Annotated in this window: 11 protein-coding genes; 4 read left to right on the top strand and 7 right to left on the bottom strand. The window is 58.9% G+C overall.

Translation table 11 applies throughout. The annotated features are described in order from the left end of the window. Window positions 1–2 precede the first annotated feature (2 nt). The 3 genes from ACQR3R_RS09410 (at window position 3) to ACQR3R_RS09400 (ending at window position 3,840) form a co-directional block, all read left to right on the top strand. Window positions 3–1,628, top strand: coding sequence for an ATP-binding cassette domain-containing protein (locus tag ACQR3R_RS09410; protein WP_428271785.1), 1,626 nt, complete (start codon window positions 3–5; stop codon window positions 1,626–1,628). Window positions 1,629–1,639: 11 nt separating this feature from the next. After that, a complete protein-coding gene (locus ACQR3R_RS09405) occupies window positions 1,640–3,133 on the top strand; it encodes an aldehyde dehydrogenase family protein (RefSeq protein ID WP_428271784.1) in 1,494 nt (497 codons plus the stop codon). Between the two features lie 83 nt (window positions 3,134–3,216). Further along, window positions 3,217–3,840 carry a TetR family transcriptional regulator C-terminal domain-containing protein gene (locus ACQR3R_RS09400; protein ID WP_428271783.1) on the top strand — a complete coding sequence of 208 codons (624 nt, stop codon included), beginning with the start codon at window positions 3,217–3,219 and terminating at the stop codon, window positions 3,838–3,840. An 11-nt stretch (window positions 3,841–3,851) separates the two neighbouring features. Here the strand turns inward: ACQR3R_RS09400 and ACQR3R_RS09395 are convergent, their stop codons facing one another. The 4 genes from ACQR3R_RS09395 to glcD are packed head-to-tail and all read right to left on the bottom strand — an operon-like array spanning window position 3,852 to window position 8,058. Next, the gene (locus ACQR3R_RS09395) at window positions 3,852–4,253 is read right to left on the bottom strand and encodes a heme-binding protein (RefSeq protein ID WP_428271782.1); all 402 of its coding nucleotides are present in this window, start codon (window positions 4,251–4,253) and stop codon (window positions 3,852–3,854) included. Then, entirely contained in the window at window positions 4,250–5,491 is a 1,242-nt protein-coding gene (gene glcF / locus ACQR3R_RS09390) for a glycolate oxidase subunit GlcF (RefSeq protein ID WP_428271781.1), read from the bottom strand. Before glcF ends, ACQR3R_RS09395 begins: the two co-directional genes overlap by 4 nt. A 3-nt stretch (window positions 5,492–5,494) precedes the next feature. Next, the gene (gene glcE, locus ACQR3R_RS09385; RefSeq protein ID WP_428271780.1) at window positions 5,495–6,559 is read right to left on the bottom strand and encodes a glycolate oxidase subunit GlcE; all 1,065 of its coding nucleotides are present in this window, start codon (window positions 6,557–6,559) and stop codon (window positions 5,495–5,497) included. Next, window positions 6,559–8,058 (bottom strand): glycolate oxidase subunit GlcD, encoded by a 1,500-nt coding sequence (gene glcD, locus ACQR3R_RS09380; RefSeq protein ID WP_428271778.1) that lies wholly within the window; start codon window positions 8,056–8,058, stop codon window positions 6,559–6,561. Before glcD ends, glcE begins: the two co-directional genes overlap by 1 nt. Before the next feature lie 235 nt (window positions 8,059–8,293). Between glcD and glcC the strand changes: the two genes are divergently transcribed. After that, window positions 8,294–9,061: a transcriptional regulator GlcC gene (glcC, locus tag ACQR3R_RS09375; protein ID WP_428271777.1), complete on the top strand. Its 768-nt coding sequence runs from the start codon at window positions 8,294–8,296 to the stop codon at window positions 9,059–9,061. A gap of 601 nt (window positions 9,062–9,662) precedes the next feature. On the opposite strand, the gene ACQR3R_RS09370 is transcribed toward glcC, so the two are convergent. From ACQR3R_RS09370 to ACQR3R_RS09360, 3 genes are all read right to left on the bottom strand, one after another. After that, window positions 9,663–11,087, bottom strand: coding sequence for an aminobutyraldehyde dehydrogenase (locus ACQR3R_RS09370; RefSeq protein ID WP_428271776.1), 1,425 nt, complete (start codon window positions 11,085–11,087; stop codon window positions 9,663–9,665). A gap of 174 nt (window positions 11,088–11,261) precedes the next feature. Further along, a complete protein-coding gene (locus tag ACQR3R_RS09365; protein ID WP_428271775.1) occupies window positions 11,262–12,800 on the bottom strand; it encodes an amino acid permease in 1,539 nt (512 codons plus the stop codon). Between the two features lie 45 nt (window positions 12,801–12,845). After that, window positions 12,846–13,889, bottom strand: coding sequence for a heme-dependent oxidative N-demethylase subunit alpha family protein (locus ACQR3R_RS09360; protein ID WP_428271774.1), 1,044 nt, complete (start codon window positions 13,887–13,889; stop codon window positions 12,846–12,848). Between the last annotated feature and the right edge of the window lie 12 nt (window positions 13,890–13,901).

Below are 13,901 nucleotides of genomic sequence, written 5' to 3'. Positions count from 1 at the left end.
GCATGTCTGAGCCACTCCTAAAAATTACCGGCCTTCGTATCGAAGCCGCTTCAGCAGATGGCTGGACCGAAATCGTTCATGGAGTTGATCTCGAATTGGAGCCGGGCAAGATCTTGGGGCTGGTGGGTGAGTCGGGTGCTGGAAAGTCATCCATCGGGCTCGCTGCAATGGGGTACACCCGAGAAGGCTGCAGAATTTCGGCTGGCGAGGTTGTGTTCGACGGCATCGATATGCGCAGTCTTTCGCCCGCTCGCCACCAAGCGTTGTTGGGCGCCCGGATTGCTTACGTCGCACAGTCTGCTGCGGCGAGTTTCAACCCGGCCCACAAGCTGATTGATCAACACTGCGAGAGCGCGATCGAACACGGCGTTGCCAACCGTGAGGTGGCTCGGCGCGAAGCGATAGACCTTTACCGGAAAATTTCGCTGCCTGAGCCGGAAACGATTGGCTTGCGTTACCCGCATCAAGTATCCGGTGGCCAGTTGCAGCGCGTGATGACTGCGATGGCAATGTCCTGCCGTCCCGATCTGATTATTTTCGACGAACCGACGACAGCGCTCGACGTCACCACCCAGATTGATGTGCTGCTGACCATTCGTGAGTTGGTGCGCGAGTTTCAGGTCGCGGCGATCTACATTTCCCACGATCTGGCAGTCGTGGCTCAGATGGCTGATCAGGTGGTGGTGTTGAAGGACGGGAGTGTCGTCGAGTCCGGGGACAAGCGGCGACTGATCGAAAACCCGGTCGAACGTTACACCCAATCGCTTTGGGCCGTACGCAACCTGGCGTGCGCTCCGCAGCCACCGGTCAGCGGCACTGCCAAGCCTGTACTGTCGGTGAAAAACATCGAAGCTGGTTACGGGCGCAAGAATGTGATTGAAGGGATTTCGTTCGATCTGTATCGCGGCCGTACATTGGCGGTCGTGGGGGAGTCCGGGTCCGGTAAATCAACCCTGGGGCGTTGTATCACCGGCCTGCTGCCGATCAAGAACGGAGTCATCACTTACAACGATGTGGCGCTCGCAAGCTCATTCAAAAAACGCAGCAGGGATCAATTGAAGTCCATTCAAATGATCTACCAGATGGCTGACACCGCGCTGAACCCAAGGCATGGTATCGGTGACATCGTGGCCAGGCCATTGCGGTTTTACAGTGATTTGAAAGGCGCAAGACTGCACGCCAGAACCCGCGAAATTCTCGACGCGGTGGGTCTTGAACCAGACACGTTTTTTTCGCGGCTTCCGCATGAGTTGTCCGGCGGTCAAAAACAGCGTGTGGGCATTGCCAGAGCACTAGCTGCCGACCCGGCGGTGATTATCTGCGATGAGATCACCAGCGCTCTCGATCAACTCGTGGCCGAAGGTATTCTTCGTTTGATCGATGACCTGAAAAACACGCTTGGGCTGTCTTATCTTTTCATCACTCATGACCTGACGGTGGTGCAATCGATCGCCGATGACGTCCTCGTGCTCAAGGCCGGAAATGTCGTCGAGTACGGAGAGCGGGGCCATGTGTTCACACCTCCGTGCGATAAATACGTCACTCAACTCGTTAACAGCATGCCGCAAATGAACCCTGATTGGCTGGATGATCTCGTTCGCTGTGGCTCGGCTCAATCACAGGCATAAGGAAGCGAAAGATGTTGCAGAAAAACTTTTCAGACTGGACGACATTGGCCGCTTCGTTGACGGCAAACGGGCAGTGTTTTGTCGATGGTCAATACCGTCATGCTGTTGAGGGGCAGGTGTTCGAAAAGATCAGCCCCATTGATGGTCGCGTGATCGCCTCCGTTGCGCGGTGCACTTCGCAAGATGTTGACGTGGCTGTCGCTTGCGCACGCAGGGTGTTCGAGGCGGGTACGTGGTCGCGTATGGCGCCGGTGGTTCGCAAGCGTGTTTTAATCGCGTTTGCCGACCTTATCGAGCAGCACGCCGAAGAACTGGCTTTGCTCGAAACGCTGGACATGGGCAAACCGATCAGCAATGCGCTGAACGTGGACATTCCGGGAGCTGCCAACGCTATCCGTTGGAGCGCGGAGGCTATCGACAAAGTGTACGGTGAAGTTGCGCCGACCGCTGCAGACCAATTGGGCTTGATTACCCGCGAAGCGGTTGGCGTGGTCGCCGTGGTGGTGCCCTGGAACTTTCCACTGCTGATGGCGAGTTGGAAACTGGGTCCAGCGTTGGCAACTGGAAACTCGGTGATTCTCAAACCCTCGGAACGCTCGCCATTGACGGCGATTCGGGTCGCGCAACTGGCCGCGCAAGCAGGCCTGCCTGCGGGCGTGTTCAATGTCCTGCCAGGTTTTGGTCACGAAGCCGGCAGCGCGCTTGCATTGCATATGGATGTGGATGCCATCGCATTCACCGGTTCCACCCGGATTGCCAAGGAGTTGATGATCGCCTCTGGGCGTTCGAACCTGAAGCGTGTGTGGACCGAGGCCGGTGGTAAAAGCCCTAATATCGTGTTTGCCGATGCGCCGGATCTGCAAGCCGCCGCATTAAGCGCGGCTTCAGCCATTGCCTATAACCAGGGCCAGGTTTGTGTCGCAGGTTCCCGCTTGTTGATCGAACGCAGCGCCCAGGCGCAATTCATGGAGTTGTTGCAATCAGCGTTGGAGGCATGGACGCCGGCGCACCCTCTCGACCCTGCGACTAAACTAGGTGCATTGGTCGATCAGCAACACCTGACACAGGTTCGGGGATTCATCGACACGGGGATTGGCGAAGGCGCACGTTTGGTACAGGGCGGCGAGGTCGGGATTGCGGGCGTGGAGGGGTGTTACTTGAAGCCGGCAGTGTTCGACGGCGTGAACAATGCAATGACCATCGCGCAAGCCGAAATATTCGGACCGGTGCTGTCAGTGATCTCTTTTGACACCGCGCAAGAAGCGGTCGCGATTGCCAACGACACACCTTATGGCCTCGCTGCCGCTGTCTGGACGCGTGACTTGTCCAAGGCACATCTAGTGGCCAAATCGGTGCGGGCTGGCTCGGTATGGGTCAACCAATATTCGGCAGGCGACATGACTGCGCCGTTTGGCGGGTTCAAGCAGTCGGGTAATGGGCGGGATCGATCATTGCATTCGTTCGATAAATACACGGAACTCAAATCAACCTGGATAAAGCTCTAGCCCTTGGCGGGCTTGCGTTTGACGGGGTATCGGGGGCAGGGGACAATGCTGCCCTCTTTTTCTGACTGGATTCGGACTTGGCAATGGCGCGGCAAACACCCAAAAAAGTTTATGACAGCCCCGAACAGCGCAAAGAGGAGATCATCAAGTCCGCTTTTCTGTGCCTGAGCGAAGAGGGCTACGCAAAGTTGTCCGCCAGGAAAATCGCCGCTCGCGCTGAAATGTCACTGGGGCATATCTCATATCACTTCAAGGACATGAACGAACTGCTGGTCGAAACCTATAAATACGCTTCGCGCAAATTGTATGAGGCGACCCAGGCTGGGCTTGTGGCAAAAGTCGGGTCTTCGATGAGCCAGTTGGAGATTTTTCTGCGCAGCGGTTTTACCGGTCAGTTTCTTGATCGCAGTTACCTGTCGGTGCGAATCGATTTTTGGTCTGCCTCGTTGTTTCACGAGAATATCGCCGACACTGAGCGCAAGCTTTACGCCATTTACCGGGAGCGGTTGCTCGAAATCTTGAACAAGATTGCGCAAGAGCATGACTCTTCGCCGGAAGCGATAGAGCGCTCGGCAGACGCTTTGATGGCGATGCTGGACGGCTTATGGCTGGATTGGCAGCGCAGCAAGAACATGAAATCCATCGAACATGGGATTGCTGCGTGCCTGGACCTGGTGACGCTTTATCTGGGGCGGCCCCGCCAATAAGCCTTGCTAAATCAGCTCAGGCACTGCGCGCCTGCTTTGGCGACTTGTGCGTCCTGCTCGGCCTTGACGCCGGAAACGCCCACGGCGCCGATCACCTGGCCATCAACCATGATCGGCACGCCGCCTTCCAGGGACGTCAGCAATGGCGCGGACAAAAAGGCGTGTCGGCCGCCATTGACCATGTCTTCATAGCCTTTTGATTCGCGCCGACCCAAAGCTGAAGTGCGTGCCTTTTCAGTGGCGATGTAGGCACCGATGGCGGCGCAACCATCAAGACGTTCGAGCGCCAGGGGATGACCACCGTCATCGACCACCACGATGGTGACAGCCCATTGATTGGCCTGCGCTTCAGCGCGTGCGGCGTTAAGAATCTGGCTGACTTCGACCTGACTCAGGATGGCTTTGGTTTTCATGAAGATTCTCCAGTATTTAATGGGGGCAGCGCGGCTTCGACCAGTTCGATCCAGTGCCTTACCGGGGTTCGGCCCGCGCCATCGAGGTGTGACTGACAGCCGATGTTGGCCGTGACAATAACATCTGGACGACCGCTTTCCAGTGCGTTCAACTTGTTATCGCGCAGTTGCCGTGACAGTTCGGGTTGTGTCAGCGAATAGGTGCCTGCCGAGCCACAGCATAGATGACCGTCGGGAACCGGTGTCAGGTCGAAACCCAGTTGCGTGAGAACCGTTTCAACCGCGCCGCCGAGTTTTTGTGCGTGCTGCAAGGTGCAGGGGCAGTGGACCGCCAAGCGCTGATCAGCGTGTGCGTTGAGCAGGTGCAGTGGTTCGTCGCGCAATACTTCGACCAGGTCCTTGGCCAGCGCGCTGACCTTGCGCGCCTTGTCGGCATAGGCCGGATCGGTGCTAAGCAAATGCCCATAGTCCTTGATGAACGCACCGCAACCGCTCGCAGTCTGGACGATTGCCTCGGCCCCGTTTTCAATGGCTGGCCACCACGCATCGATATTGCGTCGGGCCCGGTCAAGGCCTGCCTGTTGTGCATCGAGGTGATAATCCACAGCGCCGCAGCAACCCGCCTCACGGGCGGCGGTCACGCTGATCCCCAGTCTATCCATCACGCGGGCGGCGGCGGCATTGGTATTGGGTGACAGACCTGGCTGCACACAGCCTTCAAGCATCAGCACGTGCCGCGCATGGCGATTGGTCGGGCGCGCCTTTGCCGGCTGCGCCCGGTGTGGCAACTTTGCTTGCAGGGCGGTGGGCAGCAGTGCACGGAAGACTTGACCGCTGGCGACCAGCCCTTTGAACAGTTGCGGGTTTGGCACGATGGCGCGCAAGCCCTCGCGCAACACACGCTGACCCAGTGAACGTGGCACTGCGGCGTCAACCACGGCGCGGCCGATGTCCAGCAGGTTGTGATAATCGACGCCGGACGGACAGGTGGTTTCGCAGTTGCGGCAAGACAGGCAGCGGTCCAGATGCTCTTGGGTTTTACGCGTGACTTCGTTCCCCTCGAGTACCTGCTTGATCAAATAAATGCGGCCGCGTGGCCCATCCAGTTCATCGCCCAGCAGTTGATAGGTCGGGCACGTTGCATTGCAGAAGCCGCAGTGCACGCAACTGCGCAAGATACGTTGCGCTTCGGCAGCGCGAGGCAGTTTCAGTGCGTGTTCGCTTAACGTGGTCTGCATGGTTCAAAGCTCCGCGTACAGGCGTCCGGGGTTGAAAATTCCCCGTGGATCGAGTTGCTGCTTGAGGTTTTGGTGATAGCGCATCAATGCTGTCGGCAGCGGTTGGAAAGGGCTGTCGATAAGGCCATGGCTGTAGCAGGTCGCATGCCCGCCGACCTCCTCGACGATCTGGCGAATCAGCGCCGCTTGCGCATCGGACTTGAGCCAGCGCTGCGCACCCGCCCAGTCGATCAACTGCCGGCCAGGCAATGAAAGCGGGGCAGTGTTGTGCGGTAAGGACAGACGCCACAGGGGCTGATCTTCATCAAAAAAACTCAAGCGATGTTCATTCAGGTCATCCCAGAATGAGGGGCTCAACAACTCGCCACCCAAGCGGTCGTGAGCCGCTGCGACCGAACCTTCGCCGCCCTCCAGTCGCACATGCAGACGTTGCCCATCGTGACACGCAGCGCTGATGGGCAACGGTTGCTGGCCCCATTCGGCGAGTCGAGTCAGCGCATGATCGCTGTCCAGCTCCAGGCTGATGCTCAAACATTGCCGCGGTTTAGGCAGCACCTTGAGCGAGACTTCCGTGACCACGCCCAGCGAGCCAAAGCTGCCGGCCATCAGGCGCGACAGGTCGTAACCGGCGACGTTTTTCATGACCTCACCACCAAAACGCAAGTGCTTGCCATGCCCGGTGATAACCCGCGTGCCGAGGACGAAGTCGCGTACCGAGCCCGACCACGGCCGACGTGGCCCAGACAGGCCACTGGCGATCATCCCGCCCACCGTGGCCTCGTCGCCGAAGGAGGGCGGCTCGCAGGGCAGCATTTGCTGCGCGGCGTCCAGCACTTCAGCCAGCTCCGACAATGGGGTGCCGCAGCGGGCAGTGATCACCAACTCGGTAGGGTCGTAGCTGACAATGCCCCGGTGTGAACGGGTATCGAGCACTTCACCCGCGACGATCCGCCCCAGGAACGCTTTGCTGTTTGAACCTTGAATGCGCAGCGGCGTGGCGTTTTGCAGCGCCTGATTGACCTGCTCCAGCAGCATCGCGCTGTCATCGACATCGTGTTCGCTGTGCATCAGAAGCGCTCCAGTTCAGGGAAGGGCAACTGGCCCATGTGCACGTGCATCGCGCCAAACTCGGCGCAGCGATGCAACGTAGGTATGTTTTTGCCAGGGTTGAGTAAACCGCTGGGGTCGAAGGCCGCTTTGACGGCATGGAATAGGGTTAATTCGTCGCTGTTGAACTGCGCGCACATCTGATTGATTTTTTCGCGGCCTACACCGTGTTCACCGGTGATACTGCCGCCCACTTTCACGCACAATTCGAGGATCTTGCCGCCCAGTGCTTCGGCGCGATCAAGTTCGCCCGGTTGATTGGCGTCGAACAGAATCAGTGGGTGCATATTGCCGTCGCCAGCATGGAAAACGTTGGCCACGCGCAAGTCGTACTCGGCCGATAACGTGGCAATGGCTTGCAGAACACCGGGCAGTTCCCGGCGGGGGATGGTGCCGTCCATGCAGTAGTAATCCGGAGACAGGCGCCCGACCGCCGGAAAAGCATTCTTGCGCCCGGCCCAGAAACGCACACGCTCGGCTTCATCGCGGGCCTGACGCACTTCAGTGGCACCTGCCTGTTCCAGCACCTGGCGCACTCGGGTGCAGTCATCGTGGACGTCGGCTTCGACGCCATCGAGTTCACACAGCAGAATGGCTTGCGCATCGACCGGATAGCCGGCGTGGATAAAATCTTCGGCGGCACGAATGGCCAGGTTGTCCATCATCTCCAGGCCACCTGGAATAATCCCGGCGGCAATAATGTCACCGACCGCGCGACCGGCCTTTTCCACCGAATCGAACGCCGCCAGCAGCACTCTGGCGGTCTGTGGTTTGGGCAACAGTTTGACCGTGACTTCGGTGATGACGCCAAGCATGCCTTCGGACCCGGTGAACAATGCCAGCAGATCGAACCCGGGAGAATCGAGCGCCTGTGAGCCCAGGCTCAATTGCTCACCGTCGACGGTAAGAATGTCGACTTTGAGCAGGTTGTGCACGGTCAGGCCGTATTTTAGGCAATGCACACCACCGGCATTTTCGGCGACATTGCCACCGATCGAGCAGGCGATTTGCGAAGAAGGGTCCGGCGCGTAATACAAGCCAAACGGTGCGGCGGCCTGGGAAATCGCCAGGTTTCGAACCCCAGGCTGAACCCGTGCGGTGCGAGCGGCGGGGTCGATGTGCAGAATGTTGTTGAAGCGCGCCATCACCAGCAGCACGCCTTTCTCCAGCGGTAATGCGCCGCCGGACAAACCGGTACCGGCGCCACGCGCGACCACTGGCACCTGCATGTCGTGACAGATGCGCAGTATGCCCTGAACCTCGTCGAGGTGGCGCGGCAGCACGACCAGCATTGGCGTGGTGCGATAAGCCGAGAGCCCATCGCACTCGTATGGCTTGAGTTCCTCGCGCTGGTGCAGGATGTCGAGATCCGGCAGGCGCTTTTGCAGCGCTTGCAGCAGGGCGACTTTGTCGACGTCAGGCAGGACGCCGTCAACGCGTTCGTCGTAGAGAATATTCATGATCGGCTTAAGACACTCGGTTGTTGTTATTAGAGGTCTGTTTTGCGGCTGCAACTGGCTTGCATGATTGGCCGCAGGCGTTCTACTGTCTACGGGTGGTTTTGCTGGTCGAACCAGTTCTTCTGTGGCTGGTGTGTGGTTCTACAAAAATAATCGCTTTAAAACATAGTGTTGGATCAAAAGTTGAGCACACCCAATAGTGCCGGCGAAACTGGTCATACCAGTGAGGGAGTCGATGGATAGCCTGCAAACAGATCGCAATCCGCAAGTCGCCGATGTGGTGAGCGAGCGTATTGAACGGTTGATTGTCGACGGCGTGCTGAAGACCGGACAATTGCTGCCATCCGAGCGTCGCCTGACCGAGAAACTGGGGGTGTCGCGTACCGCGCTGCGTGAAGGGCTGAAGCTGTTACGCGCACGCGGGATCATCAATACGCAGCAGGGGAAAGGTTCATTTGTTGCCGATTTTTCGGCGCAGGCTGCCAGCTCGCCACTGATGCATTTGTTCAGCTCGCAGCCACGCACGCTGTATGACTTGTTCGAGGTGCGTAGTTTGCTTGAAGGCGAATCTGCGCGGCTCGCGGCGTTAAGAGGCACCGAGGCCGATTTTGTGCTCATCACTCGCAGCTACCAGGCGCTGCTCGATGCCCACAGCCGTGAGCTGGACGCCTCCGACCACGCTCGGCTCGATCATGCGTTTCACCTGGCTATTTGCGAGGCTTCGCACAATCCGGTGCTGGTGCAAACCCTGCGTTCGTTGACGGATTTGCTGTTGAGCACGGTGTTTGCCTCGGTCAATAACCTGTACCACCGCGAGCCGCAAAAGCGCCAGATCGACCGCCAACACGCACGGCTCTATAACGCCGTCACCGGTCGGATGCCGGAGCAGGCACGCAAGGCGGCGGTTGCGCACATCCAGAGTATTTGTGAAAGCCTGAAGGAAATCGAAAGCGAAGAACAGCGGCTGGTCAGGGCGACGTTGCGGCTTGAGGGATGGACGTGACGCCGTCGCTCCCACACGGTAATTGCATTCCCTTGGTGCCTGGCTTGCCAGCGATGGCGTTTTCGGAATCGCCATCACCGGCAAGCCGGGTTCCTACGGGTTTGCGTTACGGCATAAATCCGGGAATCACCACCGACCTGTAGGAGCCTGGCTTGCCAGCGATGGCGTTTTCGGAATCGCCATCACCGGCAAGCGGGTTTCCTACGGGTTTGCGTTACGGTATCAATCCGGGAATCACCACCGACCTGTAGGAGCCTGGCTTTCCAGCGATGGCGTTTTCGGAATCGCCATCACCGGCAAGCCGGTTTCCTACGGGTTTGCGTTAACGGCATCAATCTGGGAATCACCACCGACCTGTAGGAGCCTGGCTTGCCAGCGATGGCGTTTTCGGAATCGCCATCACCGGCAAGCCGGTTTCCTACGGGTTTGCGTTACGGCATAAATCCGGGATTCACCACCGATCTGTAGGAGCCTGGCTTGCCAGCGATGGCGTTTTCGGCATCGCCATCACCGGCAAGCCGGTTTCCTACGGGATTTGCGTTAGCACTACACATTCCGGCATCACCACCGACCTGTAGGAGCGGCTGTGCGGCGGTGCTCTTTAGTGCTTGAACATCACATGCCGCACGGTGGTGTAATCCTCCAGGCCGTACATGGACATGTCCTTGCCATAACCGGACAGTTTCTGGCCGCCGTGCGGCATTTCGCTGACCAGCATGAAGTGCGTATTGACCCACGTGCAGCCGTACTGCAGGCGTGCGGCGAGGCGATGGGCGCGACCGATGTCGGTGGTCCACACCGACGACGCCAGGCCGTAGTCCGAGTCGTTGGCCCAGCCCAGCACCTGCGCTTCATCGCTGAATTTGGTGACCGAAACCACCGGCCCAAACACTTCGCGACGCACGATTTCGTCGTCCTGCTGTGCATCGGCCAGCACGGTCGGCTCGAAGAAGAAGCCATTGCCTTCCACCGCTTTGCCGCCGGTGATCAAGCGGATGTGCGATTGCGCCACGGCGCGCTCGACGAACCCGGCGACACGGTCGCGGTGCTGCGCGGTGATCAGCGGGCCGAGTTCGGTCGCCGGGTCATCCTGCAGGCCGTACTTGATGCTGCTGACAGCGGCGCCGAGTTTCTCGACGAACTTGTCGTAGATGCCTTCCTGCGCATAGATGCGGCACGCCGCCGTACAATCCTGGCCCGCGTTGTAGAAACCGAAGGTGCGAATGCCTTCCACGGCGGCGTCGATGTCGGCGTCATTGAAGATGATCACCGGGGCCTTGCCGCCCAACTCCATGTGCATGCGTTTGACGCTGTCGGCGGTGCTGGAAATGATGTTGGCGCCGGTCGCAATCGAACCGGTCAGCGACACCATGCGCACTTTCGGGTGCGTGACCAGCGGGCTGCCAACGGTAGGACCACGGCCGAACACCAGGTTAAGCACGCCGGCCGGGAAAATGTCTGACGCCAGTTGCGCCAGGCGCAATGCGGTCAGCGGGGTTTGTTCCGACGGCTTGAGCACCACGGTGTTACCGGCCGCCAGCGCCGGGGCGATTTTCCAGGCCACCATCATCAACGGGTAATTCCACGGTGCGATGGAGGCGATGACGCCGACCGGGTCACGGCGGATCATCGAGGTGTGGCCGGCCATGTATTCGCCACCGGCCGAGCCGTTCATGCAACGGCTGGCGCCGGCGAAGAACCGGAACACATCGGCAATCGCCGGAATCTCATCGTTCAGCGCGGCGCTGTAGGGTTTGCCGCAGTTGTCGGATTCAAGTTTGGCCAGTTCCTCGCCATGCGCTTCGATGGCGTCAGCCAGTTTGAGCAGCAGCAGCGAGCGCTCCTTGGGTGGCGTCTGCGACCAACCCTCGAACGCCGCATCGGCGGCGCGTACGGCGGCATCGACCTGGGCTTCGCTGGCCTCTTTGATTTCGACCAGAACACGGCCCAGCGACGGGTTGAACACCGGTTGGGCGGGGCCTTCGCCGTCAATCAGATGGCCGTTGATCAGTAACTTGGTTTGCATGACGTGTCCTCATCAAAACTGTTGTTTTTGTCGCTTTGGAATTCGGTCCCCTGTGGGAGCGGGCTTGCTCGCGAAAGCGGCGTGTCAGGCAACATCAATGTTGGATGTGATGGCCTCTTCGCGAGCAGGCTTGCTCCCATGTTTAGTTCCGGTTTTCAGGGGAGGTAATGGTGATCAGATTGTGGGCCTGGTGACCGTTGCGCCGCTCATTGCTGTTGTGTTGGCAACAGGTCTGGAGAACTTCCAGGCATCGCCTGCCGGAGCAGTGCCTTTGTCGTACGGCTTGCCCAGCAGCATGTAGACCAGCCCGGCACCCATCACGATTGCGGTGGTCAGGATCATCGAATAATTGATGAACCACGGCGCATCCGGCGAGCGCGGCCAGACCATATTGGTGATCGCGCACACGCCGTAGATCAGCGCCGCCACGTTCACCCAAATGCCCCAGGCGCCCAGAGTGAATTGACCATTCGGCCGCCAGCCCTTGGCGCGAGCGATCAACGCCGCCACTACGATCAATTGAAACGCGACGTAGATGCCGATGGCCGCGAAGCCGACGATGGTCGCTACGGCATCTGCCATGAACATCCCAAGGCAGACAATGCCTGCCGGCACCAGGCCGCTGATCAGCAGTGCGAATGACGGAACATGGTTGCCCGAAAGCCGCTTGAGCAATGAGCTGCCAATGATCATTTCGTCTCGGGCATAAGCGAACAACAGACGGCTGGCGGCTGCTTGCAAGCTCAATACACAAGAAATGAAAGACACCATCACCACGGCCATCACCAATCGCGAACCCACTGGCCCGAACGCATTGGCCAGGATGGTTGCGACCGGATCGGTGTCTTCGCCTGCCAACACTTTGGCCATGTCCGGCACCGATAGAATCAGCGCCAGGCAGGCAAACATGGCTGCGGCGCCGCCGATATAGATGGTCATGCGCATGGCTTTCGGAATGCGTTTGCCCGGGTTCGGGGTTTCTTCGGCGACATCACCGCAGGCCTCAAAACCGTAGTACTGGAACAAACCCGCCAGTGATGCCGCGAGGAATGCCGGCAAGTATGAGCCATTGACTTGCAGATTGAAGGTGTCGAACAACACGCTGAATGGCTGGTGACGTTCAAAAATCAACAGGTAACCACCCACCAGGATGGCGCCGACCAGTTCGCAGAGGAAGCCGAACATCGCTACCCGCGCCAACAGTTTGGTGCCAACCAGATTCAGTGCGGTCGAGAGCAGGATAATCGTCAGTGCAATGTAGATATTGGCCTCGGGCCCCGGATGGAAGCCCAGCATGATTGCCAAGTAAGGTCCAGCGCCCACCGCGACACCGGCGATGGTCGCGCACAATGCCCAGGCATACACCCAGCCCACCATCCACGCCCAGCGCTTGCCCACCAATCGACGCGCCCATGGGTAAACCCCACCGGAAATCGGGAACTGCGAGACGATTTCTCCAAAGATCAGGCACACCAGCAACTGGCCTGCTCCGATCAGCAGGTAGGACCAGAACATCGGTGGTCCACCCGCAGCCAGGCACAAACCGAACAGGGTGTAGACGCCGACAACCGGCGACAGATAGGTAAAGCCCAGGGAAAAGTTTTCCCACAGGCTCATGCTTCGATTGAAATCCGAGCTGTAGCCGAGGGCGCGGAGCTGTTCCGCATCCTGGTCTGCACTGACGTTTGCACGCGTATTAGTTGAGCCACTCATTTTATTTCCTCGTTATCAATGGCAGGTTTTTGCAAGGTGGTACCGTCACGCTTGATCTTTTTTTGTTGTGTTGTCGCGGCCGTCGTCGTACTGCGAAAGCCACTCCACGGCGGCATCGCGGTAGCGGCTGAAACCTTTGTAATCGACCAGTTGCTGGTTCAAATCACGAAGCACTCGGTGCATGCGGCGCGCCCACGCCGGGTTGGTGGCAATGTCTTCGAGGCTGAGCAAATAAGTGCGAATCGGGAACACGATGGCGTTGCTGCGCGGCAAACGGTGCAAGGGCTGTAATTCGATGCGCAGGTACACGAGTTTTCCGGCGTTTTGCGCGGTGACGATGGTGCGATCCGGTGCCCATTCCGGCAGGCTTTCCGCCGACACTTCAAGGCGTGGATTAACCGTCAGCGACCAGTTGAGGCGGCGAACCGGGTGGCCGGTACGCAGGCGCAGCAGGAACTTCAGCGCGCGGTCGAGCATGCCGATTTCCTTGACCAGCGGCACTGGGCCGTGAAACTCCTCCCAGCTCATGCCGAGGTTGAAGCGCAACGAGTAATCGGCGCGTTGCGTTGCGATGCCGGCCCCCCAGAACAATGTGCCGTCGCGCTCCTCTTGCAGCACCCAGTCGCCCTGAGCCTGTCGGGTCACGTATTCCATCGGTTCATAGGGCAGGGTGGCCGGATCGCCGAAGGTGAAACGGTCGTCGATGTCCAGCAGACGATTGGTCCAGTGCCATTGCCGTCCTTCCCGCGCCAGGCTGAAGTACTGCGGATAGTCTCGGGCGTAGGACTCCATGATCAGTTCAAGTAAATCCCACTGCGCTTCCATCATGTGCGGTGCGGAGACGTAGTGCATGCCCGGATCTTTCTCCAGGGTGATCGCACGGTCGCGGCATTCGCTGATGTAGTGCTCGTCGATATCGAAGGCCGCACGAAATGCACCATCGCCCAGCGATACATGCGGCTCGAGGTTCATCGAGTACATGTAGTCATCATCCGGGAACGGGAAGGGCGCACGAGCGATGGTTTCGGGGCTGTTGACGAAGGTGTAGTCGTCGCGGTAGGTTTCGTCGGGATTAAATTTGATGTTCATTGTTATGTCTCC

It is taken from the genome of Gordonia sp. IEGM753, assembly GCF_050321825.1.
GTDB lineage: Bacteria > Pseudomonadota > Gammaproteobacteria > Pseudomonadales > Pseudomonadaceae > Aquipseudomonas.
Note: the sequence above shows the minus strand (reverse complement) of the source record. Positions and strands in the feature narration are given on the sequence as shown.